This window comes from Paenarthrobacter sp. TAF1, from assembly GCF_052113825.1.
GTDB classification, from domain to species: Bacteria; Actinomycetota; Actinomycetes; order Actinomycetales; family Micrococcaceae; genus Arthrobacter; species Arthrobacter nicotinovorans.
In genome coordinates this window covers 1-24638 of the sequence record NZ_JBFRDO010000026.1, presented here as the reverse complement: position 1 = coordinate 24638, position 24638 = coordinate 1, and the positions used below count along the sequence as shown (strand labels likewise).

The 24638-nt window shown below is 63.5% G+C and carries 22 protein-coding genes and 1 pseudogene; 17 read left to right on the top strand and 6 right to left on the bottom strand.

All coding sequences use genetic code 11. The features are described from left to right. From AB4Y81_RS20145 to AB4Y81_RS20135, 3 genes are all read left to right on the top strand, one after another. Entirely contained in the window at positions 1 to 732 is a 732-nt protein-coding gene (locus AB4Y81_RS20145; RefSeq protein ID WP_441996711.1) for a hypothetical protein, read from the top strand. Next, positions 729 to 2495 carry a choice-of-anchor G family protein gene (locus tag AB4Y81_RS20140; RefSeq protein ID WP_055974333.1) on the top strand — a complete coding sequence of 589 codons (1767 nt, stop codon included), beginning with the start codon at positions 729 to 731 and terminating at the stop codon, positions 2493 to 2495. The genes AB4Y81_RS20145 and AB4Y81_RS20140 overlap by 4 nt, the downstream gene beginning before the upstream one ends. A 204-nt stretch (positions 2496 to 2699) precedes the next feature. Further along, positions 2700 to 3989, top strand: coding sequence for an adenylosuccinate synthase (locus tag AB4Y81_RS20135; protein ID WP_413307260.1), 1290 nt, complete (start codon positions 2700 to 2702; stop codon positions 3987 to 3989). Positions 3990 to 4072: 83 nt separating this feature from the next. Here AB4Y81_RS20135 and AB4Y81_RS20130 read toward each other — a convergent pair whose 3' ends face one another. Continuing rightward, on the bottom strand, positions 4073 to 5287 hold the full coding sequence (locus AB4Y81_RS20130; RefSeq protein WP_413307257.1) for a sensor histidine kinase: 1215 nt from the start codon (positions 5285 to 5287) through the stop codon (positions 4073 to 4075). A gap of 67 nt (positions 5288 to 5354) precedes the next feature. Continuing rightward, positions 5355 to 6482 carry an ABC transporter permease gene (locus tag AB4Y81_RS20125; RefSeq protein ID WP_275777725.1) on the bottom strand — a complete coding sequence of 376 codons (1128 nt, stop codon included), beginning with the start codon at positions 6480 to 6482 and terminating at the stop codon, positions 5355 to 5357. A 112-nt stretch (positions 6483 to 6594) separates the two neighbouring features. Here AB4Y81_RS20125 and AB4Y81_RS20120 point away from each other — a divergent pair, with 112 nt between their 5' ends. The 7 genes from AB4Y81_RS20120 (at position 6595) to AB4Y81_RS20090 (ending at position 13334) form a co-directional block, all read left to right on the top strand. Beyond that, complete coding sequence (locus AB4Y81_RS20120; RefSeq protein ID WP_039239543.1) at positions 6595 to 7185, top strand: TetR/AcrR family transcriptional regulator; 591 nt, start codon at positions 6595 to 6597, stop codon at positions 7183 to 7185. A gap of 100 nt (positions 7186 to 7285) precedes the next feature. After that, positions 7286 to 8746, top strand: a complete 1461-nt coding sequence (locus AB4Y81_RS20115) for an MFS transporter (protein ID WP_018780074.1) — start codon at positions 7286 to 7288, stop codon at positions 8744 to 8746. 10 nt (positions 8747 to 8756) lie between these two features. Beyond that, positions 8757 to 9629, top strand: coding sequence for an SMP-30/gluconolactonase/LRE family protein (locus tag AB4Y81_RS20110; RefSeq protein ID WP_064723851.1), 873 nt, complete (start codon positions 8757 to 8759; stop codon positions 9627 to 9629). Positions 9630 to 9726: 97 nt separating this feature from the next. After that, a complete protein-coding gene (locus AB4Y81_RS20105) occupies positions 9727 to 9960 on the top strand; it encodes a DUF6480 family protein (protein ID WP_026267494.1) in 234 nt (77 codons plus the stop codon). Between the two features lie 48 nt (positions 9961 to 10008). Continuing rightward, the gene (locus tag AB4Y81_RS20100) at positions 10009 to 10932 is read left to right on the top strand and encodes an NADP-dependent oxidoreductase (RefSeq protein ID WP_441996718.1); all 924 of its coding nucleotides are present in this window, start codon (positions 10009 to 10011) and stop codon (positions 10930 to 10932) included. Positions 10933 to 11247: 315 nt separating this feature from the next. Beyond that, on the top strand, positions 11248 to 12882 hold the full coding sequence (locus tag AB4Y81_RS20095; RefSeq protein WP_079582673.1) for an ABC-F family ATP-binding cassette domain-containing protein: 1635 nt from the start codon (positions 11248 to 11250) through the stop codon (positions 12880 to 12882). A 71-nt stretch (positions 12883 to 12953) separates the two neighbouring features. Then, the gene (locus AB4Y81_RS20090; RefSeq protein WP_035734409.1) at positions 12954 to 13334 is read left to right on the top strand and encodes a hypothetical protein; all 381 of its coding nucleotides are present in this window, start codon (positions 12954 to 12956) and stop codon (positions 13332 to 13334) included. 124 nt (positions 13335 to 13458) lie between these two features. Here AB4Y81_RS20090 and AB4Y81_RS20085 read toward each other — a convergent pair whose 3' ends face one another. After that, entirely contained in the window at positions 13459 to 14292 is an 834-nt protein-coding gene (locus AB4Y81_RS20085) for an alpha/beta fold hydrolase (RefSeq protein ID WP_441996706.1), read from the bottom strand. A 96-nt stretch (positions 14293 to 14388) separates the two neighbouring features. Here AB4Y81_RS20085 and AB4Y81_RS20080 point away from each other — a divergent pair, with 96 nt between their 5' ends. Further along, positions 14389 to 14955 (top strand): TetR/AcrR family transcriptional regulator, encoded by a 567-nt coding sequence (locus AB4Y81_RS20080; protein ID WP_039239524.1) that lies wholly within the window; start codon positions 14389 to 14391, stop codon positions 14953 to 14955. Between the two features lie 45 nt (positions 14956 to 15000). Here AB4Y81_RS20080 and AB4Y81_RS20075 read toward each other — a convergent pair whose 3' ends face one another. Further along, entirely contained in the window at positions 15001 to 16350 is a 1350-nt protein-coding gene (locus AB4Y81_RS20075; RefSeq protein WP_039239526.1) for an MFS transporter, read from the bottom strand. 229 nt (positions 16351 to 16579) lie between these two features. On the opposite strand from AB4Y81_RS20075, the gene AB4Y81_RS20070 reads away from it, so the two are divergent. The 6 genes from AB4Y81_RS20070 to AB4Y81_RS20045 all read left to right on the top strand — a co-directional run bounded on the left by AB4Y81_RS20070 (position 16580) and on the right by AB4Y81_RS20045 (position 23612). After that, on the top strand, positions 16580 to 17881 hold the full coding sequence (locus AB4Y81_RS20070; RefSeq protein WP_441996704.1) for a cation:proton antiporter: 1302 nt from the start codon (positions 16580 to 16582) through the stop codon (positions 17879 to 17881). Between the two features lie 418 nt (positions 17882 to 18299). Continuing rightward, positions 18300 to 19475, top strand: coding sequence for an ice-binding family protein (locus AB4Y81_RS20065; protein ID WP_441996702.1), 1176 nt, complete (start codon positions 18300 to 18302; stop codon positions 19473 to 19475). Positions 19476 to 19815: 340 nt separating this feature from the next. After that, the gene (locus tag AB4Y81_RS20060; RefSeq protein ID WP_441996700.1) at positions 19816 to 20220 is read left to right on the top strand and encodes a class F sortase; all 405 of its coding nucleotides are present in this window, start codon (positions 19816 to 19818) and stop codon (positions 20218 to 20220) included. 73 nt (positions 20221 to 20293) lie between these two features. Continuing rightward, positions 20294 to 21427 carry an App1 family protein gene (locus tag AB4Y81_RS20055; RefSeq protein ID WP_441996698.1) on the top strand — a complete coding sequence of 378 codons (1134 nt, stop codon included), beginning with the start codon at positions 20294 to 20296 and terminating at the stop codon, positions 21425 to 21427. 126 nt (positions 21428 to 21553) lie between these two features. Beyond that, entirely contained in the window at positions 21554 to 22522 is a 969-nt protein-coding gene (locus AB4Y81_RS20050; protein ID WP_179128469.1) for an alpha/beta hydrolase, read from the top strand. A gap of 94 nt (positions 22523 to 22616) precedes the next feature. Then, entirely contained in the window at positions 22617 to 23612 is a 996-nt protein-coding gene (locus AB4Y81_RS20045) for a helix-turn-helix domain-containing protein (protein ID WP_110505419.1), read from the top strand. 21 nt (positions 23613 to 23633) lie between these two features. Here the strand turns inward: AB4Y81_RS20045 and AB4Y81_RS20040 are convergent. After that, a pseudogene (locus AB4Y81_RS20040) lies at positions 23634 to 24083 on the bottom strand (substrate-binding domain-containing protein); the annotation flags it as partial. 117 nt (positions 24084 to 24200) lie between these two features. Then, the coding region (locus AB4Y81_RS20035; RefSeq protein ID WP_441996696.1) for a TasA family protein at positions 24201 to 24638 on the bottom strand (438 nt) is incomplete at its 5' end.

Below are 24638 nucleotides of genomic sequence, written 5' to 3'. Positions count from 1 at the left end.
GTGAAGCAGTGGAACCGGGTGGTGAGGCCCGCAGCGGCAGCGTGTGCCGCCGTCGTCGGGGTGCTGTTCTGTGCCGTCCCCGCCCAAGCCGCCGACCAGCTCATCCCGGTACCCGAGAACGGAACCCCGGGCGTCCTTTGGCTTTCCTCTTCCGTGTACCCGTTGGAGTTCCCGCAACTGGCGCCAGGCGATTCGTTCGTGTGGCAGATCGGGTTGTCGCTGGAAAAGCCCCAAGCCACCTCCTCCTTGCAGCTCGTTGCCACAGGCGGCCTGGCCGCCGCTGACGGATACGGCATCGCCATCGATGAATGCCCGTCCCCGTGGCAGGGCGACAGCGGGCTGAACAAGGAACTGAGCTGTCCCGAAGGCTCAACGCCCAGGATCCAGCCCACCCGCCTCAACGATTGGGACCAAGGCCTCCGTGTCCCGATCAGCAACCTCCGGGCCGGGACCGCACCGTACCTCCGTTTCACCCTGGCAGGACCCGCCAGCGCCCCGCCTCAAGACGCGGCGCTCACCTTGGGGATCGGGGTCACCGCCATGGGAGACGACGACGGCGGCAGCGCGCCTTCGCTGCCACCGGCCGCCGACGGCGGAAGCAAAGAACCCCTTGGAAGCACGGGTGCCTCGTCCCTCCCCGCGCTGTTCGCCGGGGGCGCGCTGCTCCTCCTGGGAACCGCCGTCCTGGCGATGCTGAAACGGCCGAGTGAAGCCAAGGAACAAGGCGCATGACGCTCCGACGCCCGCTGAGCGAACCCCTGCGCCGGGCATTCCTCAACCGTCCACGCCGCTCGATTCTCGTGGCAGCAGTAGCCGCCATCAGCCTGGCCGCCACCACAAGCATCACCACAGCTGCGTGGACGGACAGCGAATGGGTGAAAAGCGCCGTCGGCGTAAGTTCGCCCGGAGACTGCAGCACAAACTCCATGTTCACCAACCAGGCCTGGGCGAGGGAACTGCACGGCACAGTGCTCAACACCAATCTGGACACCGTGGCAGGGGTCCAAGGGCTGACTGTGCTGAACAACGGCACCACCGCTTCGCCCACCCCGGTCTCTGCGGTGCTGGTACCCGGCACTACTGACGCTTATGTCACCAAAATTCCGGTGACGGCCTTGGGCAGCAGCCCGGTCTCGGTGGGGCTGGGATTGGGTGTTCCCGTAGGTGGCCTGGGAACGTATACGCAGTGGGCGCGCTCGCAGAAAAGCGGGCAGGCCCAGGGCGCTTCGGGGCTGGTGTCGGACCAGACGGGTGCTGTGGATGTCGCAGGGACAGCGCAGGGAGCAGGCAGTGCCCCGAAAGCGGCCAGTATTTCGCTGGGCAACATCGTTCCTGCCTCATTGTCCGGGGTGACCCTTGATGTTGGGGCGATTGCATCGTCCTCCAAGGTGGACAGCTGTGTCATGACCAACGGGTGGCCGATGCTGGACACCACACCTACCGTCCAGCGCCAGTACGGGATTGCCGGGCTGGACCTGACGGCGGCGATTCCCGCCGTCGGGACGTTGTCCACCAGCGGGGCTTCACTGGTGGGGACGGTTCCTGCGCAACTGAATGCGTTGCTGGGGACGGGTGGGTTGACTACCGGGATCTCCGACGGAGTCTCGGCACTGATCAACCCCTTGCTGGGGACATTGTCGCTCGGGTCCATCAGCACCACTGCGACGCTCTCTGCTCCGGATCTGACCGGGGTCACCGCCATGATGACCGAGTCCATGACTGATGGGATTGTCACCGTCAACCTGGGAACCGGGACGGTCAAGGTCAACATCGCGGCCCTGACCGGCAGCTCGGTGACTGGCTTGAACGGCATGGAACCCAATCACGCTGTCGTTCTGGATGCGGCCACGACGACGGCGGTGACCTCCAGGGTTACTGCCTTGCTGGATTCGTGGAAGAACCGGGTGCTGGCTGCGCTGACTACCGCGCTGCGCGCCATTACCTTGAACGCCACCACCAACATCACCCTGAAACTGGCCGGGCTCAACGCAGCGACCATCGGCGTCAAGATAGGCGCGGCCACCGGCGCCAGCACAGGTATATCTCTGGGCGACTTCCTGGATGGCACCGCCACGGCACCCCAAGTAACCGCCAACGTCATTGGCCTGGATTTGGGAGGTGTGGTGGCTGCTTTGCTGGGACCCATTACCTCGGCCCTCCTCACCGGAACCAACAACGTGGTGAAGACCGTCCTCAACGCCACAATCTTCAACACCGGCCTGGTCGCCAACCTGGGTACAAGCCTGCAGGCGTTGATCACACCGGTGATCAACGCCGTTGGGCCGGTCCTGACAGCTGTCCGGACGCTGGTGGCCATCAATGTCAACGTCCAGCCCGATCAGAGCTGGCCCGGCACCAAACCGGCGGATGTCACTGCTGCGGCGGGAGAATACAAGGTCTCGGCCATTCGCGTGGGGCTGGTGGACAGTGCCGGCCTGCTGAGCCTGTCGCTGGGGAGTTCGTCGGCTGGTCCTGCCGCCCTGGTTGTCCCGTGACTTTGTCCACAACTGCAGGCCAACGTTGGGCCAACACCAGAGAAACCGTTGCCATCGGCTAAACTTGGCTGGTAAGAGCCCCGAACTCTTGCGTATGCCAGCCCGCGTGGCAGGCTGCACCGGTAACGTCGGGGCATTCTCATGTACGGCGCCAAGCCCCAGTCATCCTTCTGGGGTCAGCCCGAAAGAATGGGGGAGGATCCCATGCCCGCTATCGTGATCGTCGGAGCCCAGTGGGGCGACGAAGGCAAAGGCAAAGCAACCGATCTGCTCGGTGGCCGCGTTGACTACGTGGTCAAGCCCAACGGCGGTAACAACGCCGGGCACACCGTGGTTGTTGGCGGTGAGAAGTATGAGCTGAAGCTCCTTCCCGCGGGCATCCTGAGCCCCAACGCAATTCCCATTATTGGCAACGGCTGCGTGGTGAACCTGGAGGCTCTCTTCCAGGAAATCGACGGCCTTGAAGCCCGCGGCGCTGACACCTCGCGCCTGCGCGTTTCAGCCAATGCCCACCTTGTTGCGCCGTACCACCAGGTGCTGGACAAGGTCACCGAGCGCTTCCTTGGCAGCCGCGCCATCGGCACCACGGGCCGTGGCATCGGTCCGGCTTACATGGACAAGGTGGCCCGCCTGGGCATCCGCGTCCAGGATGTCTTCGACGAGTCCATCCTTCGCCAGAAGGTGGAAGGTTCGCTGCGCCAGAAGAACGAACTGCTGGTCAAGGTCTACAACCGCCGCGACATCGTGGTGGATGAGATCGTGGACTACTTCCTGTCCTTCGCCGAGCGGCTCCGCCCGTTGGTTATCGACAGCACCCTGGAGCTGAACAACGCCCTGGATGAGGGCAAGGTTGTGCTCATGGAAGGCGGACAGGCAACGTTCCTGGACGTGGACCACGGCACGTACCCATTCGTCACTTCCTCCAACCCCACGGCAGGCGGCGCATCCGTTGGCTCGGGCATTGGCCCCACCCGCATCTCCCGCTCCATCGGCATCATCAAGGCCTACACCACCCGCGTTGGCGCCGGCCCGTTCCCCACGGAACTGTTCGATGAGATGGGCGTCTACCTGCAGAAGACCGGCGGCGAGTTCGGTGTCAACACAGGCCGTCCCCGCCGTTGCGGTTGGTACGACGCCGTCCTGGCCCGCCACGCTTCCCGCGTCAACGGTTTCACGGACTACTTCGTCACCAAACTGGACGTCCTGACGGGCATCGAGCAGATCCCCGTCTGCGTTGCCTATGACGTCGACGGTGTCCGCCATGATGAAATGCCCATGACGCAGACCGAGTTCCACCACGCCGTGCCGATCTTCGAGTACTTCGACGGCTGGACCGAGGACATCACCGGTGCCCGCACCCTGGAAGACCTCCCCGAGAATGCCCGCAACTACGTGCTGGCCCTCGAGAAGCTCTCCGGCACGCGCTTCTCGGCCATCGGCGTCGGCCCGGACCGCGACCAGACCATCGTGGTCCACGACTTGGTCAACGACTGACCACCAGCTGATTTACGACGGCGGCGGGTCCCCTCGGTTCCATACGGAACCTGAGGGGACCCGCCGTCGTCGTTAAGTTACGGTCAGCTCCCACTGCCCAGGTGGATGGATACCGCGGTGCCGCCGCCCGGTGCGGAACCGATCTCAAGTTGTCCACCGGCTGCGGCCACGATGCGTGCACAGGTTGCCAGGCCAAGGCCTGTTCCGGGAGGGTCGTCTTCCCTGTGCAGACGGACCAAGGGGTCCAGCACCCGGTCACGGTCGGGTTCGCTGATTCCCTTGCCGTTGTCGATCACCCGGAAGGTTGCGCCCTCGTCCGTCCGTTCGCCCGTGACGTGGATGGCCGGCGGAACTCCGGGTCTGGTGTAGGTGACCGAGTTGTGGATCAGGTTCTGAAGCAAGACCCTCATCTGGCCGGGATCGGCACTGAACACAAGATCATCGCAGTCCACCGAAGCCCCGTTCACTTCAAGGCTCGCAGCCAAGTCCTGGACCACGTCTTCCACCAGGGCCTTGAGCGAGATCTGGGCAGGCCGCACATCTCCGCCGATAGTGGCGTAGGCAAGGACGTCTTCCACCATGCTCAGCATCCTTTGCCCGGAATTGGCCACGACGTCCAGGTACTGGGCAATGGTCGCATCGGGGGCGTCCTGGGCCTCCATTTGGCTGAGTTCGACGAAGCCGAGGATGGAAGTGAGTGGATTGCGCAGGTCGTGGCTGATGCGGCCGGCGAATTCGGCGAGCAGGGCGTTGCTGCGCTGCGCCTCGGCCAGCGCCTCGGCCAGTTCCCGTGCGCGGTGTTCAAGGGCGAGGGCTTCGACGACTTCCGCTGCCAGGATCTCGAGGCCCTGGCGTTGCCGGTCGCTGAGCCGGCCGGTTTCCCGTGCGCCGGCGCAGAGCGTGCCCAGAACAAAACCGTCGTCGCTGACCAGCGGCACGGAAGCGTAGAACCTGATCGCGCCGCGGCGGCCGTCCACAAACGGGTTGTCCCTGTACCGCGCATCAAGCGATGCATCTTCCACCACCGTTGAGGCCCCGCTTTGGAAACCGACGGCACACATCGAATCCTCGCGGCTGCACAGATACGGCTCCAGGCCGGCCGTGGCCACTTGGTACTGCAGATCCTCCGTGATGATGTTGATGGCCGTCACCGGTTGTCCGCACACCGTCCGGGCCAACTCCACCAGGTTCTGCAGCCGCTCCGAGGGTACGGGAACAGCGATGTCCAGCCCCGGTCCGGGGACGGGAAGGCCCTTGCGGGAGAGCATCGAATCCCTGGGTAACTCGCCTGTTCTCATCCAGCCATCCTGTCAGATGAGCACTACAGGTCCTTGTCACAAAACAGCCGTCCAGGTGGGTGTGCCGCTATGCAACAGCCAATGCCGGGGCGTTTCGGAAATGGCCGAGGGCGATGAGCGCCGCTCCGGCCAACGTCCACATGCCAAGAACCAGCCAGGGAAATGCGGACGGGGCATCCGGGAAATAGGAGAGGTCGCGCAGCAGTGTTCCTGAGGCGCCGGGCACCAACCACTGACCCACGTCGCCCCATGGTGCGGGAAGGAACTCCTTTGGCTGGGCCAATGACGAGAGTGGGTTGCCGATGAAAAGGGTGATGATCGCGCCAAGGGCGATGCCGGCGCGTCCGATGAGCGCGTTGAAGCCCACGATGATCGCGGCTGTCGCGACGACTCCCAAGCCGATGGCGCCGGCGTTTGCCCAATAACTCCCTTGGAGTGTGTGGAACCAGCCTTGCAGGATGCCGGTGAGCCCCAGGCCCGCCACCGCTCCATAAGCCAAAATGGCCCCGAGCCGGCGCCACGTTCCGGAGACGAACAGCGAGATCAGTACGCCGCCGATCATGCCTCCCATCGCGAGTGGGAGACCAGCAACTGCCAGTCCGGTGCCGCGTGCGTCATCGGACGAAAGCGGTACGACGTCGGTGATGGTCACTTGGGGAACCGCGGCCCCCTCCGCGCCCTGCGGCGCCTGACCCGCTTGGCCGTGCCCGGGGGCCTGGCCGCTGACGGCTGCCTGCGCTGCCTGGCCGAGAGCACTTTGGAGTCTGCCGATCACTTGCGCCTGTATTTGGGACTGCATTTGGGCGCCCATTTGGGTGAGTGCCTGCGAGGCGACCGGGCTGCCGGCGCTGGCGACGAGAATCTCCGGGGACGTCCCCAGGACGATCGCCCCATAGACCTGACGCTGCTTGATGAGCTCTACGGCTTCATCGCGGCTGGACGCAGTGCGTATGTCCAGGCTACCGGCAGGGGCCTTGGCAGCGATTTGGGAGACCTGGTCTGAGTTGCCCACGGCGGCAATGGGGAGGTTCTGGACCTTTGCGGTGACGCTCGGCCAAGCGAACGCCAGCAATACGGCACAAACGGCGACGGCGGCGAGCAGAGCGGTGCGCAGCGCTTGCGGCCAGGGGGTATGTGGACTCGCCACAGATGGTGACTGACGCCTCGGCTCTGTGAGCTCAGTTGTTGTCGACATGGGCTGTCCTCTCCAGCACTATAAAAAAAGAATGTTCGTTCTTCATTGTGAAGCGGTTCGATTCACTCGTCAAGAATGATCATTCGTTTTCTTTTCGCGGTACGGTGGGTGAATGCCGAAAGTTACCGAGGAACACCGCGGAGCCATGCGTGAACGCATCCAGCGGGCCGCTCTGGCGTGCGTTGCGGAGAAGGGCTTTTCCAGCGTTTCGATGGGGGATATCATCGCCGAGGCGGGCCTGTCCGCGGGCGCGGTCTATGTGTACTACCGCAGCAAAGAAGAACTCATTGTTGATACCGGCCGACTGGTCTTTGAAGAGCGCATGGCGGCGCTCGAACGACTCAGCAGCCAGGACGACGTCCCACCCCCCGTCGAGGCCGTGTTGGCTCTCATGTCCGGACTGGCGCAGCTTGACTTCTTCCCCGGGGTTGCGGTGCAGGTTTGGGGAGAGGCCGTTCGAAACGACAAATTGGGCGTCGTGGCGAGGGAGATCCTTAGTGAAATCCGGGGGCACATCGAGAACTACTTGAAAGGTTGGCTGCGCGGATCCAGGCCTGACGAAGAGGCAGCTGAACGGGCCCGCAGACTCGCCCCCGCAATTTTGGGGCTGATCCAAGGTTTCGCCATCCAGGCGGCGCTCGGAGGAGACGAAGCGGAAGCTGCCTACTTGGAGTCCGCCCGCACGCTGCTGTCGGATCTCTAGAGGATCAGCGCCCGGGACTAATTCCGTTACCCACGCCGTTACCTCCTTTGGGGCATGCCCCGGCAACGAACGCAACGAGACGACGACGGGGACGAGATACATGACTACAGAGATTGCTGACGGAGTCGGATTCCGTTCCCGACGTGGACCCATCCTCATTGCCTTGATGCTTTCCACGGGCTTGGTGGCCATCGATTCAACGATCGTCGCCACGGCCGTGCCGTCCATTGTGGAAGACATCGGCGGTTTCAGTTCCTTCCCCTGGCTCTTCTCGGCTTACTTGTTGGCACAGGCTGTTTCCGTGCCTATCTACGCCAAGCTTTCCGACGTCGTGGGCCGGAAACCGATCATCCTCAGCGGCATTGGCCTGTTCCTGCTGGGATCCATACTGTGCGGGGTGGCATGGAGCATGCCGGCCCTGATTGCCTTCCGGGTGCTTCAAGGCCTCGGGGCAGGCGCGGTGCAACCAGTGTCAATCACCATCGCGGGGGACATTTACACCCTTGCCGAGCGCGCCAAGGTGCAGGGATATCTGGCCAGCGTGTGGGCCATCTCTTCCGTGGTGGGGCCAACACTCGGTGGCGTCTTTGCGTCATTGGGGATCTGGCGCTGGATCTTCCTGATCAACATCCCGTTGTGCTTCCTGGCGGGTTGGATGCTGGTGCGCACCTTCCACGAGGACATTGAGCGTGCCAAGCACCGGATCGACTACCTGGGTGCCACCCTGCTGACCGTTTCCTTGAGCCTGCTGATTCTCGGGGCGCTCGAGGGTGGCCAGGCATGGGCCTGGAACTCACCCGTCAGCATCACGGTCTTCGCGGTGGGTACCTTGCTGCTGGGCGCTTTTGTCCTGGCTGAGCGGCGGGCGGCGGAGCCGATCCTCCCGTCGTGGGTTCTGTCGCGACGGTTGCTCGCCACCACGGCCTTCATTTCCTTCGGCGTGGGCGCAGTCATGCTGGGCCTCACTTCCTATGTCCCGACCTTCCTTGAAGGTGCCCTGAAGACGTCTCCCATTCTGGCCGGCCTTGCATTGGCTGCCTTGACTTTGGGCTGGCCGATCAGTGCATCACAGGCCGGCCGGTTCTATCTGCGGATCGGGTTCAAGCGGACGGCCTTGATCGGCATCTCCATTTCGGTGGCGGGTGCAGCAGTGCTGGCGCTCACCGCGTCCTCGCCCAACGTCGTATTGGTGGCATTGGCGTGCTTCATCGTGGGCTTGGGGCTTGGCCTGGTTGCGACCCCCAGCCTCATCGCCGCCCAGTCGAGTGTTGAATGGAACGAACGCGGAGTGGTCACCGGAACCAACCTCTTTGCCCGTTCCATCGGCAGCGCCCTGGGAGTCGCCGTCTTTGGTGCGATCGCCAACGCCATCTACGCCGGCGGCCCAAGTGGTGGCGCTGATCCGCAAACCACCATCAATGCGTCTGCGGCGGTGTTCGTGGCGGTGCTTGTCAGCGCCGTCCTCACTGTCGTGGCCGTGATCGCCATGCCCGCTGCGCAGCGGGCGGACAGCAACACCCCGAAAGAAGAAAAGGCCGCTGTGACACCTGCGGAGGACTAATCTCGAACGTATGGATGAACTGATCACCGGCACTCTGGAAAAGCTCTTTGAAGGCACTGTGTGGGCCGAAGGGCCGGTCTGGATTCCGGAATCTCAGACGGTTCGTTGGAGCGACATCCCCAACAACCGCATCCTGGAGTTCAACCCCGCCACGGGCGCCACGCGCGAGTACGCCACCGCCGTCGAATACACCAACGGCCGGACGCTCGACCACGACGGGGACGTAGTGCAATGCAGCCACGGCCGAAGGCGCGTGGAGCGGGACGACGACGGCGATGTGACGCCGATCGTCGACTCGTTCGGTGAGTACCGGCTCAATTCGCCCAACGACGTCGTGGTCGCCGCAGATGGAACGGTCTGGTTCACTGATCCGCCCTATGGAATACTGCCGGGCACGGTTGAAGGTCATGAAGGCGAACAGGAGTACGGTGGCTGCTACGTGTTCCGCTTCGACCCCGCGACGGAGGAACTAAAGCCGGTGGTCACGGACCTGGTCCATCCCAACGGCCTGGCTTTCTCGCCGGACGAGTCACTGCTGTATGTTTCGGACACGGCGGGGGCCGCGCATGGCGTCCCGTTCCGCATCGCAGCCTACCCCGTGGAAGAGGGGGCGTGTGGGGCCGGAACCACGTTCGTAGAGCTGGAGGAGGACCGGGCTTCTGACGGTTTCCGCGTTGACGTCGAGGGCCGGATATGGACATCGGCGGGGGCGTCTGTCCGTGTTTACGCGCCGGACGGCAGCCTGCTGGCCGCCGTCGAACTTCCTGAAAGGGTTTCCAACCTGTGTTTTGGTGGTCCCGACGGTCACGACCTCTACATCACGGCCACCACGTCTCTGTACCGCCTTCGCACCGGGACGCGCGACACTGTGTGGACGCGCTGACCCGGGCTCCCGCTGATTTATAAGGTTGCTGTGGTTCTGGCCGGGCTGGTTCGATACGCTGGGTCAAAGCGACACCACTGCAACCAGGGGAGTGAGCGTGTCAGGTCCTAATCCCGACCCGTACGAGGACAAGATCACAGGCTTGGAACCCGGTGGTGGAGTGCCGCCGGGCGAAACCCCGCCCGGCGAGTCGTCGACGGCCGGCCCCCAAGGCCACGATGAGGGTGGCCCGAGGAAGGGCACCCAGGTCCTGTGGCTCTCGATCATAGGCGTCTTTGTCCTGTTGTCGATGCTGTACTTCATCGGGTACATCGTGGGGTTCTTCGACTGAGCCGGCCAGCTAAGGAATAGCCGGCCTCAAGTGGAAGTTGACGCTCACATGAAGGCAATTACCTATAACAAGTACGGAAACCCGGACGTCCTGGAACTCACTGACCAGCCAATGCCCAAAGTAGGGCCGGGCATGGTCCTGGTCAAAGTCAAGGCGGCCTCAGTGAATCCGGTGGACTGGAAGATCATGGCCGGCTACTTGGACCCCCTCATGGACCTGCAGTTCCCGGCCATTCCCGGGTGGGACGTCGCCGGCGTAGTGGAGTCGACAGGTATTGACGCTCCGCACTTCAAGCCCGGCGATGAGGTCATCGCCTACGGCCGCAAGGATTACGTCCACGGTGGCAGCTTTGCTGAATACATTGCCTTGCCGGAGCGGCTCCTGGCCCGCAAGCCGGAGTCCTTGGACTGGAACGAATCCGCTGGCTTGCCGCTGGCCGGGTTGACTGCATTTCAGGTGCTGAAGCGGTTGGAACTGGCTGCGGGCGAGACTGTATTGATCCATGGCGGTTCGGGCGGCGTGGGTTCGCTCGGCATCCAGATCGCGAAGGCCCTTGGTGCGAAGGTGATCGCCACTGCCTCGGAGAAGAACCATGACTTCCTCCGGTCCCTGGGGGCCGAACCCGTGGCCTACGGCGAAGGGCTGGCGGAGAGGGTGCGTGCCCTGCGCCCCGAAGGCGTGGAAGTGGTTGCGGACTTCGTGGGCGGCAACCTTTCGACCACCCTGGAGGTCCTGAAGGAAAACGGTCGCCACGCCTCCATCGCGGACAGTGATGTCGAGGAGCACGGCGGCACCTGGATGTGGGTGAATCCCGTGGGTGCTGATCTGCAGGAACTTGCCGATCTGGTGGACGGTAACAAACTCCAGGTTGAGGTAGCGGAGACTTTCCCCCTTGCTGAGGCGGCGGAGGCGTTCCGCCTCAACATGGAAGGCCACACGCGCGGCAAGATCGTGGTCACGGTCGGAGCCTAAGGGCATAACGCGAACGACGGCGGCGGGTCACGTTGGGTTTCGTTTCGGAACCTGGCGTCGGCCCGCCGTTTTGCGTGAAGCATGGTGCTTCTTCAGCAGGTGTTCCTTCAGTCCGGTGTTTCTTCAGCATGGGGGAATTTGCCTTGGAAGGCCATCTTTGTGAGACTGAAATCCTCTATTCCCCAGTGTTAGGCCGATGTTTTGACGGACATTCAAGGTTTCGCGACGCAAACCAAGCGCTGACACGCACCTGATGTCCTTTCGGGCCGGTGGTTGCAGCGCATTCGCTGAAATCACTGGAGTCCTGAAAACATCATGCCTTTTACAAAAAATCCGTCCATCACCCTGACTGACGTCCGCCTTCAATGGCCGGACGGCACCACTGCCCTCACCGGGATTTCCGGGACCTTCGGAGTGGGCCGCACGGGCCTGGTGGGATCCAACGGTGCGGGAAAATCGACGTTGCTGCGCCTCATTGCCGGCGTGTTGACTCCAACGAGTGGCCGGATCAGCACCAACGGCGAGGTCGGCTACCTTCCGCAGACACTTACCCTCAAAACCGACTCAACCGTAGCCGACTTGCTCGGTATCGGCCCTAAGCTGCGGGCCTTGCGCGCCATCGAATCCGGCGACGCCGCGGTGGAGAATTTCGAGATAGTGGGCGATGACTGGGACATTGAAACCCGTGCAGACGAGTCCCTGCGTCATATCGGCTTTTCAGGATCGGACCTTGACCGGAACGTCGGCGAGATTTCGGGCGGCGAAGCCATGCTGGTCGCGATCACCGGACTTCGGCTCCAACGGACGGCAATTACGCTGCTGGACGAGCCAACGAACAACCTGGACAGGGATGCCCGCGCCAGGCTCTCCGGCCTCATCACTTCCTGGCCAGGAACGCTGGTGGTGGTCAGCCACGACCTCAGCTTGCTGGAGTTGATGGATAACACCGCGGAGCTTCATGCCGGGGAACTCACGGTCTTCGGAGGTCCATACAGCGCCTGGCGGTCCCACATGGATGAGCAGCAAGCAGCAGCTGTGCAGGCTGCCCAAGCTGCAAAGCAGGCTGTGAAGATCGAGAAGCGCCAACGCCAGGATGCTGAAACGAAGCTGGCCAAGCGTGCCCGGACCGGCCAAAGCAGCTACGACAACAAGAAGGGCTCCAAGATTCTCATGAACCAGCGGGCCTCCGACGCGCAGGTGTCTGCGGGGAAGCTGCGCTCGGGGTCGGACGACAAGGTTAACGCCGCCCGGACCGCACTGGATGAGGCCTCGTCCAGAATCAGGGAAGAGGAGCGGATCAGCCTGAATCTTCCGGATCCGGACGTTCCCCGTGGACGCCGGATAGCCGAGTTGCGCGGGACCAATCGTGCCTTCTTCGTAGAAGGCCCGGAACGGGTGGCCATCATTGGTGCGAACGGAGTGGGAAAGACCACTTTGCTTGAACGCGTGGTCGCCGGTGAGTCCTTGCCCGACAACGACGAGGTGAGTGACGTCGTCGAATCCGGCACCGCGGGTGGTCGACTTCTCACCGGGCGTGCCGGCTATCTGCGGCAGCGCCTCGATGGCTTGGACGATGCCGCGACCACGCTGGAAAATGTCCAGGCTTCGGCACCAAGCGTTCCCGAAGGTGAAATCCGGAACCAGTTGGCGCGGTTCCTGCTAAGGGGCGACAGCGTCTACCGGCCCGTTCATACGTTGTCCGGTGGCGAGCGGTTCAGGGTTTCGCTGGCCCGGCTCCTCTTTGCCGATCCGCCGCCACAGGTACTGATTCTCGATGAGCCCACCAACAACCTGGACATCCAGAGCGTGGACCAGCTCGTGGAAGCGTTGAACGCCTATCGCGGCGCCGTGATCCTGGTAAGCCACGACGACGACTTCCTGGACCGTCTGGATCTGGACCTTGTGCTGAATCTGGACCATGACGGATCACTCACGGAGTTGCCGTCGTAAGGAAGTAAGTTCCGGAACCCTGAGGCGGGACGCGCGCCATGTAGTCTGGGAATTTCGATTTGGGGGAATTCATGGTGACTCGTCAGCGCAGCGGCTGCTTTTCCGTAGTGGCGGCAGGAATCCTGTTGATGGCGTGGATCGGCTCCATTTTCTGGACTGCCATCGACGAAGGTGCGGTGCCCGCCGACTCGTCGTTCCTTACCGTTCCGTCGCCCAGCGAAGCCGGGGCGATCAGCACACACTGTGGTTCGGGAGGCTGTTCCCGGGTAATGACCGTAAACGTCAAGCCACCTCAGACATCGCAGTCGATTGCAGCGGAGATGGGGCTGACGCAGGAACGCTGCGAACCGATGAACCTCTGGACCATGCGGAAGATTTGTACCGGAGTCTCCAGTGACGCAGGGGGGCTCAAAATCTACCTGCAATACTCCACGTTCTTCTCCAAGTACTAGCTTCGAGGTACCAGACACTAGCTTCGAGGTACCAGACACGACGACGGCGGCGCGCCACCCTCGGCTCCCATGGAACCGAAGGTGACCCGCCGCCGTCGTGCTTTAAGCGGATGGCCGGTGAGGTCTACTTGGCCAGGAAGCTGAGCAGGATTTCGTTGATCTCAGCGCCGTGCGTCCAGAGGAAGCCGTGCGGTGCGTCCTCGATCTCGACGTATTCCGCCGCCGGCAGGCGCTTGGTGAATTCGCGGCCTGTGGCATCGATGGGCAGGATGCGGTCGCCTGTTCCGTGGACGATCAGGGACGGAACGGTGACCTTTTCGATGTCGGAGCGGAAGTCGGTCAGCCAGGTGTCCACCACGGCGAACGATGCGTACCAGGACGAGCCTGCAGCGACGTTCCAGGAGTTGCGCAGGGCTTCTTCGCTGAGCCGGTTACCGAGGAAGTTGTCGGTGTTGTAGAAGTCCTTGTAGAAGTTGGTGAACCAGGCGTAGCGGTCTTCGATGGCGGCGTTGCGGATGCCGTCGAACACGGAGGACGGGACGCCCGTTGGGTTGTCGTCGGTCTGGAGGAGGAACGGCTCGAGCGAAGCGAGGAAGACGGCCTTGGCAACGCGGGACTCGCCGTACGTGCCGATGTAGCGTCCAACTTCGCCGGTGCCCATGGAGAAACCGACCAGGACGGCGTTCTGCAGGTCGAGCGTTTCAAGGACTGTGTTGAGGTCGGCTGCGAAGGTGTCGTAGTCATAACCGGTGGTGGTCTTGCTGGACTTGCCGAACCCGCGGCGATCGTAGGTGACGACGCGGTAGCCGGCGTTCAGGAGGGCGGCGGTCTGCTTTTCCCAGGAGGCGCCGTTAAGGGGGTAGCCGTGGATCAGGACAACCGGCTGACCTGAGCCGTGGTCCTCGTAGTAGAGCTCGATATCCGTGGTGTTCTCAGTTCCGACTTTGATGAAGCCCATGATTCTGTTCCCTTTCCTCGAAGTAGAGAACGATCGTTCTCTCTCTGCTAACAAATACTATAGAACGATCGTTCTCATTTCAAGTAGTATTGGGGTATGGATATTTCCGAGGTCCGGCACCGCATCGTCGCGACGGCTGACGGGCTCTACAACGCCAAAGGAATCCAGTCGGTGGGTATGGACGAGCTGCGGACCGCGGCGGGTGTCTCACTGAAAAAGCTTTACCAGGAATTTCCGTCTAAAAGCAGCATTGTCATGGCTGTTCTGGAGCGCAGGCACGAGTCCTGGACCGAGGGGCTGGATGCGATGGTGCGCAAGGCCCCGGATCCGCGGGGCAAGCTCCTGGCCATCTTTGACTACCTCGCCGGATGGTTCTGCCAGGATTCGTTCCGGGGCTGCGGCTTCATCAACAGCTTCGCGGAGCTGGGTGCTGTCAGCCCCGAAGTAGCTGAGTATGCGCGGAAGCATAAGGAATCGTTCCAGGAATACGTTGCAGGCCTCGCCGCCGGGGCCGGTGCGCCGGCGTACTTGGCGCCCCAGCTTTCAATCCTCGCCGAGGGGGCGCAAACGACGGCGGCCATCGCCGGCTCGCCCGAGGCTGCGGGACAAGCGCGGCAGGCCGCCGAAGTGCTGATCGACGCTGCATTGGGCCAGGCTTCCTAGCCGGATTGCCTCCTGGCCCGGAACCTGCCGGTCCCGGCGCCGCCCTCAGCGGGCCTCAAGCTCCTCGAGCGTCTTGCCCTTGGTGTCGGAAGACCGGAGGGTGGCAATGGCTGAGATGATGCAGATGCCGAGCGTTGTCAGCCCGATGACCATGGGGATGTTGGCAGACCCCGGGGGAGCAATTGCGGTGAACAGGCTCGGGAAGAACGAGGCAATCATGAGTCCGATGTTCTGGGACACCGCGAATCCCGTGACGCGCATCCGCATGGGGAACTGCTCCTGGAAGAACGTGGCGAAGGTGGCGTTCCACATCTGGAAGAGGATGCCCTGGACGATCACAACGCAGACGAACACCAAGGGCAGGCTCCGCTGTTCGATGGCCCAAAGGTAGCCCATGGTCAGCAGCCCCCCGGTCATGCCGCCGGCCACCATCAAAGCACGCCGCCCGATCTTGTCCGAGAGTGCGCCGAACGCCGGAATGGTGAGGACGGCGGTGACATTGGCGGCCATGGTCACCCAGAGGAACTCGCTGCTGGAGAAGCCGATCCCGTAGCCCTTCTGGGTGGCGAACGAAACCCCGAAGATCAGGGTTGCCATGCCGATGACGTTGGTGAAGGTCATGGCAATGCAGCGGACCAGGACCCAGGGGTGGGTGCGCAGGAGGTCGACCAATGGGAACCGGCGTTTGGCGGGGGCTGCCTCGGACTGTGCCAGGTAGGCCGGTGGCTCCTGCACCCGGCGGCGAATAACGTAACCTGCCACGATCACTACGGCGCTGAGCAGGAAGGGAAGCCGCCATCCCCAGGAGTGGAACTCTTCATCCGGCAGCAGGGCGGCCAGGGGAATCAGCACTGCTGTGGCCAGAATCGAGCCGACCTGCGTGCCTTGGAGGCTGAAGCTGGCAAAGAATCCCCGCCGGGCGTCGGGGGAATGTTCCACGATCATCGCGCTCGCACCGCCGAGTTCGCCGGCGACGGCGAAGCCCTGGATCAGGCGGAGGATTACCAGCATGACGGGGGCCAGGAGTCCGACCTGTCCGTAGGTGGGGAGGAGGCCGACGGCAAAGGTGGCGAAACCCATGAGCAGCATCGCGAAAACGAGCACCTTCTTGCGTCCGTGCCTGTCACCGTAAGCGCCCAGGACCACTGCGCCCAGGGGTCGCGAAACATATCCCACTGCGTAGGTGGCCAAGGAAGCGATGATTCCCACCGTGGGATTCTCTGTGGGGAAGAAGATCGTGGGAAACAGGAGCGTTGCTGCCAGCGAGTACAGGGCGAAGTCGTAGTACTCCAGTGCGCTGCCGATCCAGCCGCTCATGGCGGCCTTCTTCGGGTCCTTTCGGGCGATGCTTTCGCTGGGTACTGGAGGGATCTCCCTGCGGTGCATGACGGTCACGTCGCTGTACTCCTCTGGCGTCGTTGGCAAAGAATAAACCTCGTCTTGAATCGATTCATAATCCTACGACGTGACCTGGGTTACGTCAACGGAAGATTGGTTCCCGGATGCCATTGGATCCATGGCGCAGGAACCGGCTGATGCGCAGCGTTGCGGGATAGCCCCGACGGGCACGGCGGGGCTAGGCTTCTTGGACGCGCCGAACGGCGCGGCAGGAAGAAGACTATTCGTGTTTGAAGCCCCCAGCATCTTGTTCCTCTCAGCAGGCTTTGCAGTGTTGGCCGCTGCCGTCCTGCCAAAACTGTTGCGACGCATGCCGCTGTCCATGCCGATGGTCTTTCTTGGCAGCGGAATCCTGGCGTTCACTCTGCTTCCGGACCTGCCGGACCCTGATCCTGTCCGCTACGGGGAGTTCGCTACCCACCTCACTGAAATCTGCGTCATCATCTCCTTGATGGGCGCAGGTCTGGCCCTCGACCGACCGTTCCGTTGGCGCGGGTGGTCAACCACTTGGCGGCTGCTTGGCATCGTTATGCCCTTGTGCATCCTGGTGATGACGCTCCTGGGAATGTGGGTGTTGGGGTTGGGGCTCGCCGCCGCCATTCTTGTTGCGGCCGCGATTGCCCCCACTGACCCGGTGCTGGCCTCCGAGGTCCAGGTGGGAAAACCTGCGGACAGCGAAGAGGATCCGGACGAGGACGAGGTGCGCTTTGCCTTGACCTCGGAAGCCGGCTTGAATGACGGGCTTGCCTTCCCCTTTGTGTACCTCGCCATCCTCATCAGCCTGGTGGGAGCCGCGCCGGCTGCGTGGTCAGGGGAGTGGGTGGGTGTTGATTTGCTCTGGCGGATTGCCGCGGGGGTCCTGATCGGATTCGGCACGGGCAAGCTGTTGAGCCTGATCTTCTTCGCTGCCAAGGGAAAGAGTTTCCGCCTGTCCGAGCATTCCGAGGGCTTCGTTGCCCTGGCGGCCACGTTCCTGGCCTACGGCGCTACGGAGCTGGTGGCTGGATACGGCTTCATCGCAGTCTTCATCTGTGCCCTGACCATCCGTTCCGCCGAGCATAACCACGCCTACCACCAGGTCCTGCACAGCTATGTAGAGCAGTTGGAGCGGCTGATGACCGTGGTGATCCTGGTCCTCCTTGGCGGCGCTATTGCCCGTGGTCTTTTGGAAGGCATTGGTTGGCCTGAAGTGCTGGTAGCCCTGGCGTTCCTCTTGGTGGTCCGGCCCGTGGCCGGCTGGATAGGGCTGATGCGTGGAAAGACCGGACCCCGCGAACGCCTGGCCATTTCGTACTTTGGAATTCGAGGGATCGGCTCCCTCTTTTACATTGCCTTTGCGATCAGCCACGGACATTTCGACGACGAGGCCCACAGTCTGTGGGCAATGGTCGGATTGGTGGTGGCGCTGTCCATCGTGGTCCACGGGGCTATCACCGCGCCGTTGATGAATCGGCTGGATAGACTTCGCGTTGCGCAAGCGCGCAAGCAGCACGGTGACGAGGGCCGGGCTCCTACAACGGCTGTTTAGGGGCGGCTGTCCGCGTCCCGGCCGCCGACGTCGCCGTATTTCATAAATATTTTGGAGTAATTAATCCGCGCTGGAAAGCCATCCCTAAACGCCGATAGTCAGCACCCTGATGGTTTGAGCAGGGACGATACCCAAAACGGCCGGATGGAGGGGTCGCCGGGGCGCTCCCGCACCGGCTGATCGCTCCATCGCCGGCCCTAGGCACACCGCGATCGCGGGCGTACAGTCCGCTGTATAGCTCCCCCGCATCCTGTTGGGCAGTTGCTTTGGGGCGGTCGCCCCGCTGGGGGAAGGAACTGCCATGCACCATAGCTCCGCGCGAAAAAATCCAGGGATACAGTCAGCGGGATCGAGCCGCCGGCGCACGTCGGTAACAGTGGGGGCCGCCTCCGGAGTTCTTCTCCTTGCCGGTGCCATCATGCTCCAACAATCACCTGCATTTGCGGCGACGCCGGTAAACCTGGGTACTGCGGGGTCGTACTCGGTCCTTGCCGCCACCACGGTGACCAACACCGGCCCCACCACCCTCCAAGGAGACCTGGGCTTGAGCCCCGGCACCGCCATTACCGGCTTTCCGCCCGGCACCGCTGCTGGCACAATCCACGCGGCCGACGCGGTGGCTTTGCAAGCACAGTCGGATCTGACCAACGCCTACAACAATGCTGCAGGGCAAGCGTTGACGGCGAGCGTATCGGGCGACCTGGTTGGCCAGACTTTGACGGAAGGTGTCTACAAGTCAACATCGTCGCTGGCGCTCAGCGGCCAGCTGACACTGGATGGCCAGGGTAATCCGGCGTCGGTGTTCGTGTTCCAGGTGGCGTCCACCCTGATTACTGCGTCCGCCAGCAGCATCATCTTCACCAACGGCGCCCAAGCCTGCAACGTGTTCTGGCAGGTCGGCAGCTCGGCAACCCTGGGCACTGCCTCAAGCTTCAAAGGCACCGTACTTGCGCTGACGTCGATTACAGCCCAGACCAACGCAGTGGTGGAGGGGCGGCTCCTGGCGCGTAATGGTCAGGTTTCCCTGGACACCAACGTGGTAACCGCACCCGCTTGCGTCACGACCCCCACCACCTCCGCGCCACCTGCAACAGCGACGGCGACGCCGACCGCGACGGAGACAGTGACAGAGACGGCGACGGCGACTGCGACGCCGACCGCGACGGAGACGGTGACAGAGACGGCGACTGCCACTGCGACGCCGACGGCGACTGCGACCGCGACGGAGACGGTGACAGAGACGGCGACTGCGACGCCGACCGCGACGGAGACGGCGACTGCGACTGCGACGCCGACGGCGACGGTGACAGAGACGGCGACGGCGACCCCGACGGCGACGGTGACAGAGACGGCGACCGCGACCCCGACTGCCACTTCCACTGACGGCGCCATTCCGGTCCAGTCCGCACCCTTGGCTGGGACGGGTAGGAATCAGGGCACCAACGTGGACACTGCAGCAAGGGTTCCCAACACGGAGCCCATGAGCCGCACGGCCGTGCTCGGCACGATCTTGGTGGCCCTGGGCGGTGCAGGAATTCTGACCTTGGGCATCCGCTTCCTGACGGCTATTCGCAGGGAAAACCAGCAGGACTAGCAGCTTGCGTCGAGGATCTGTACAGCGAGGCAGGCACCGCCGTTCGCCGGGGCGTTGGAAACAACGGCGAACGGCGGTCATCGGCTCCCTGGCTGTAGTGCTGTTGGCGGCGTTGCTTCCGGGGTGGTCAACGCAGGCCGCCACTGATTCCGGGCCAACGGTCGCGGCAGGTGAACCATCCAAGGCAATCAGCGCTATACAGCCGTTCACTTCGAGCAGCGCTTCTGCGGCACCCTCGACGGCACCTGCTGCTGCACCCGCGCCGCAGCCAGCGCCCAGCGAGGCAGCCGCAGCGGCGACCGGTTCGCCACCCTTGCACATAACGTACGCGAGGGTCGGGATGGACCAGGCGATCGTGCCCCTTGCCCCGACGGAGGCCGAACGGGAACTGGGTTCCATCGTCCCGCCGTACACACACGATGCGTATTGGCTCGACCCGTACGGCATGCCGGGTGCGGGATCAACCAACACCACGTACCTGGTGGGACATAGCTGGGAGGGACAGGCGTCTCCCTTCAACAACATCAGCACCCTCGCGCAGGCGGGTGACCGCATCACCGTTACAACCGCGGAGGGGCTTCTGGAGTTCAGGGTCGACTCGGTGGCAACGGAGTACAAGGACACCCTGCGGGACAGTGAGATCTGGGACAGGGTGCCGGGGCGTCTCATTCTCATCACTTGCTACGCGGCTGATCTGTGGGGGGAAAACATCGTCGTGCTGGCGAGCCCGGAGCGCGTGCCGTAGCGGATTGTTGCGTAATGCGTGCGGGCTGGAGGGAAGCGGTGCCGCAGCGAGCAGGCCGTGGAAGACTGGACACATGTCTTCCCGTCCCGTGAAACCGCGCCCCCAGCCCGACGTCGTTGAAACTGACGGTCCCAAGCCTGCGGGCAAGGGGCGCCGCCACCTGGCCATGAGGCTCGACGACGCGTGGCTGGGTTTCCAGACCCGCCTTGCCATTCGGCGTGGCCGGGTGGAGACCGTGATTCCGTATACGGGCTACGGCTCGACGACTTGGGTCCGGGTGCTGGCCCGCGTGGTGCGAAGTGATCCGCGCGACGCTGCAGGTCACGCAAAGCCCTTGCAGGAAAGCATGCGCGGCTGGCGGAACTTCACGAGTGCTCCTGTGGCCAACGCCGCGATAAAGGTGACTGTGGCCGGTTCCGTCCATGACGTCGTCGCAGACCGCGGCGGTGTGGTTGACGTGCGCATCCCGGTGACCCTGACAGCTGGTTGGCACACCATCACGCTGCAGTCGGGGGAGTCCCACGTCGTGGAGGCTCCCGTGCGGATTGTTGCGGACGACACGTACTTTGGAGTCGTCTCGGACATCGATGACACGGTCATGGTCACCGCGCTGCCCCGGCCTTTCCTGGCCGCCTGGAACACGTTCGTGCTCAACGAACATGCCCGGACTCCCACTCCGGGCATGGCGGTGCTGTATGAACGGATCACCAGGACGGCCCCGTCGGCGCCGGTACTGTATCTCTCCACCGGGGCCTGGAACGTTGCCCCGACGCTGTCGCGTTTCCTTTCCCGCAATCTGTACCCGGCTGGTCCCAAGCTGCTGACCGACTGGGGCCCAACGCCGGATCGCTGGTTCCGCAGCGGCCAGGAACACAAACGGACCTCGCTGGAACGCCTCGCGGAGGAGTTCCCCCACGTCAAATGGCTCCTGGTTGGTGACGACGGACAACATGACGAAGCCATTTACTCCGAGTTCGCCCAGCGCCACCCGGAGAATGTCCGGGCCATTGCCATCCGCCAACTCTCGGCCGGCGAAGCGGTCCTCGCAGGCGGTCGGTCGAAGACGGGCGGTCAACCCACACCGGGGGTTCCTTGGATCTATGCCCCGGACGGTGCAGGCATGTCGGCCCGGCTCGAGGAGTTGGGCATTATCCGGAGCGACGTCCGTTCCGCCGACGATCCCGAAGAAGGCGACATCCAGGCCTAGCCCTGGCCCGCCACGCGGCGGTCAGGGCCCGCTCTTTTGCGGACAGCTGGCGGTTAGCGCAGCACGCAGGGACGCCTAGGCTTGCATCAGGTCACGACGAGGTGGCCGGAATTGATGGAGGTCGAGATGACAACTTTACGGAAAGTGCCGCCATTTGATGCCGAACTAGGGGCTACCCTCGGGGCGCTGGGCGACCTGATTGCTCCCACCCTGACCCCGGACATGATTGAAGGAATGCGGGAGTCGTTCGTTGTGGCTCCCGTCGAAGATCTCTTGTCGGGACGCCCCGTAACGCACTTTGAGCGGACCATTCCGGGCCCGTTGGGTGCTCCCGACCTCACAGTGTCTGTTTTCCAGCGAACTGACCACGCCCCTGGAGGGCCCGGTATCTATCACATCCATGGTGGCGGCATGGTCATGGGTGACCGGTTTCTTGGAGCGGACTCCCTGATTGACTGGGTGGAGCAACTGGACGCGGTGGCTGTCTCGGTGGAGTATCGCCTGGCCCCCGAAAACCCTGATCCGGCACCCGTGGAGGACTGCTATGCGGGCCTGGAGTGGATGGCGGCGAACGCAGAAGAGCTGGGTGTGGATCCCGAGCGGCTGGTCGTCGCGGGTGCCAGCGCGGGAGGAGGACTGGCTGCAGGCGTGGCACTGATGTCACGCGACCGTGGCGGCCCCGCCCTGGCAGGGCAGCTGCTGATCTACCCCATGTTGGACGACCGCAACGAGAGCCTGTCCAGCCACCAGTTCGACGGCATCGGCGTCTGGGACCGGACCAGCAACGACACCGGCTGGGATGCCCTCCTGGGTGACCGCCGCAAAACCAGTCAGGTATCCATATATGCGGCGCCTGCCCGCGCAGCCGATCTTTCGAACCTGCCGCCCGCCTTCATTGACGTTGCCTCCGCCGAAGTGTTCCGGGATGAGGACGTGGCCTACGCGTCGACCATCTGGGCCTGCGGAGGGGATGCGGAACTGCACGTCTGGCCCGGCGGCTTCCACGGTTTCGATATTTTCTTCCCCCAGGCAGCGCTTTCGGTCCTGGCCCGGGAAGCCAGGACCAGGTGGCTCCGACGCATACTGGGCACCTGATGGACCTGTCCCGCCGCCGCAGTTTGTTGCCGCAGCGGCAGGACTGGAGCACCATTGAGTTCCCGAAGGTTGACGATGTGGTGGGCGGTAGGAAATGCAAGGACTGGTGTGGCGCCTCAAGGCGCTCGACCCTGAGGCTTCGGAAAGCCTCAAAGTCATTACGTATTTCGATGCCCTGGTCAACAGCCGGGCCAATGCGGAAATGCTCATCCACGGAGCGGCGGCGCTCTGCGGGTGCCCCGTTGGCTATGCCATGGACGGCAGGAGCGTCTGCGTGGATGCCTCGGGCGGGAAGATCTCCGGGCAGCAGGGCGACTGGCCATCCAGGCCGTTCGGTGTCGACGGGAAGGCCTGGATCCAGCGCCCCGGCCCGGCGTACGCCAATGATGAGCTCATCCTGGAACGGCTCGCCATCGCTCTTGGGATCTTCTGGGACCGCAGGAGCCCTGTGGCTGCAACACGGCGGGCAATGGATACCCTCTTGGACGCTGACGCTTCCGACGACAAGCGCATGGAGGCGGCGCAACTCCTCCATCTGAACCGCGACGCCTTGTACCGGGTCCATGCAACGCCCGGAGCTACCCAGGGATCAGGTCCCACGGTTTTGCTGCACACCCCCTTCGGGGCCATCAAGGCGGCAATACGCCCGGCCGGTGCAATGGTTGAACAGCACGCCCCGGCAGGAATCGGCCTTCCCAAACCTCCCCGCGAGCTTTACCTCTCGTGGGAAACGGCGTTGCTGGCTCTCCGGCTCACCAGCCCGCGCCATCAGATCCAGGACGCCGGCGAGCTCGGCGGCTTGGTAGTCCTGGCAGGGGTGGCCACTGACACAACACGGGAACCGCCTGACCTGACGGCCTTGAAGCGGTTGATCGAGGCTCAGCCCAAGGCGTATTCCCTGCTCGAGGCCATAGCGGAGGCAGGCAGCCTCCGTGCTGTGGCAGGGCAGCTCAATCTGCACCATTCGAGCGTTCAGCACCGGGCGGCGGAGTTTACGACTGCCCTGGGCTTTGACATTCGAACGCCCCAAGGCCGTGTACGCCTCACCCTTGCGTTGGCATTGTTCCTGCTTGCCACCAATACCTTTTGATTGAGCCTCAGCTGACTGCCTTGCTGACGCCGCCGCCATGCCCATGTCGTAGACGGGTTGCGCGATGACCGTGAGCGGGGGAGTGGTGAGCCGGGTCCACGCGAAATCGTCGTACATCAGGAACGAGACATCTTCCGGGATGGAGAGGCCGAGGTTCTGCACCGCTTCCACCACGCTCAACGCGATGAGGCCGTCCGAGGCGATGATGGCCGTAGCGGGATCCGGGCCGTGGAGCAGCTCGCGGGTAACGCGCATGATGGAGTCGGCGTCGCCGGCGTTGAGGCGGACAAGATCGGTGGGCTGCGGGAGGCCCGCTTCGTCGAAGGCCCTGTGTATTCCGTCCAGACGGTCTGAAATTTGTGAGGAGTCCAGCTTCATCCCGGCAACGTACGGGGCATTGGTCCGGACCGTGGAGACGAAGGCGATCCGTCGGTGTCCGGCCGCGATGAGGTGCTTGGTGGACTCGTAGGAGGCCCCGATACGCCATCTGCATAAGCGTGTCGGGGCCGTTGGAGTTTCAGGGCTCGCCGGGCCTGATCGGGCTGGGGGGAAAGGAAACCGATCAGGCCCGGCGGGGTTTGGGGTGGTTTATTTGGTGGTTTCGGTGCGTTGGGTGCCGGTGAAGGCGAAGGCGATGGTGGAGGTGGCGCCTTGGAAGGTGTTGTCCGCGGTGGTGGGGAACGCGGTGGTGACTTTGAGGTTGTCGGTCTTGGCTGAGGTCAGGGAGGTGAGGTTGTTCAGGACCTTGTTCGCTGCGATCACGGGGCCGTTGGCCAGGACGGTGGTTTTGGTGCCGGCGCAGGTGTAGGGGGCGGCGGTGCCGGTCCAGGGGGTGGAGCAGTTTTCGATGGTCAGTTGCAGCCCGTTGGTCACATCGGTGGTGAGGAGGGAAGCGGTGGCGCCGGCGGAGGTGGTGAGGGTGACGTTGTTCAGGTCGGAGTTGCCGGTGTTGGCCAGGGTGACGAGTTTTTCGACTTTGTCGCCGGGCAGCAGGCCTGCGATGGGGACGTTGAGGGTGTTGGCTGG

Excerpts from the sequence above, each read along its gene's own strand:
- AB4Y81_RS20135 (WP_413307260.1), top strand. The coding sequence starts at position 2,700 with ATGCCCGCTATCGTGATCGTCGGAGCCCAGTGGGGCGACGAAGGCAAA.
- AB4Y81_RS20130 (WP_413307257.1), bottom strand. The coding sequence starts at position 5,287 with ATGAGAACAGGCGAGTTACCCAGGGATTCGATGCTCTCCCGCAAGGGC.
- AB4Y81_RS20115 (WP_018780074.1), top strand. The coding sequence starts at position 7,286 with ATGACTACAGAGATTGCTGACGGAGTCGGATTCCGTTCCCGACGTGGA.
- AB4Y81_RS20080 (WP_039239524.1), top strand. The coding sequence starts at position 14,389 with ATGGATATTTCCGAGGTCCGGCACCGCATCGTCGCGACGGCTGACGGG.
- AB4Y81_RS20125 (WP_275777725.1), bottom strand. The coding sequence starts at position 6,482 with ATGTCGACAACAACTGAGCTCACAGAGCCGAGGCGTCAGTCACCATCT.
- AB4Y81_RS20095 (WP_079582673.1), top strand. The coding sequence starts at position 11,248 with ATGCCTTTTACAAAAAATCCGTCCATCACCCTGACTGACGTCCGCCTT.
- AB4Y81_RS20140 (WP_055974333.1), top strand. The coding sequence starts at position 729 with ATGACGCTCCGACGCCCGCTGAGCGAACCCCTGCGCCGGGCATTCCTC.
- AB4Y81_RS20045 (WP_110505419.1), top strand. The coding sequence starts at position 22,617 with ATGCAAGGACTGGTGTGGCGCCTCAAGGCGCTCGACCCTGAGGCTTCG.
- AB4Y81_RS20090 (WP_035734409.1), top strand. The coding sequence starts at position 12,954 with ATGGTGACTCGTCAGCGCAGCGGCTGCTTTTCCGTAGTGGCGGCAGGA.
- AB4Y81_RS20100 (WP_441996718.1), top strand. The coding sequence starts at position 10,009 with ATGAAGGCAATTACCTATAACAAGTACGGAAACCCGGACGTCCTGGAA.
- AB4Y81_RS20085 (WP_441996706.1), bottom strand. The coding sequence starts at position 14,292 with ATGGGCTTCATCAAAGTCGGAACTGAGAACACCACGGATATCGAGCTC.
- AB4Y81_RS20060 (WP_441996700.1), top strand. The coding sequence starts at position 19,816 with ATGGACCAGGCGATCGTGCCCCTTGCCCCGACGGAGGCCGAACGGGAA.
- AB4Y81_RS20110 (WP_064723851.1), top strand. The coding sequence starts at position 8,757 with ATGGATGAACTGATCACCGGCACTCTGGAAAAGCTCTTTGAAGGCACT.
- AB4Y81_RS20055 (WP_441996698.1), top strand. The coding sequence starts at position 20,294 with ATGTCTTCCCGTCCCGTGAAACCGCGCCCCCAGCCCGACGTCGTTGAA.
- AB4Y81_RS20050 (WP_179128469.1), top strand. The coding sequence starts at position 21,554 with ATGACAACTTTACGGAAAGTGCCGCCATTTGATGCCGAACTAGGGGCT.
- AB4Y81_RS20120 (WP_039239543.1), top strand. The coding sequence starts at position 6,595 with ATGCCGAAAGTTACCGAGGAACACCGCGGAGCCATGCGTGAACGCATC.
- AB4Y81_RS20065 (WP_441996702.1), top strand. The coding sequence starts at position 18,300 with ATGCTCCAACAATCACCTGCATTTGCGGCGACGCCGGTAAACCTGGGT.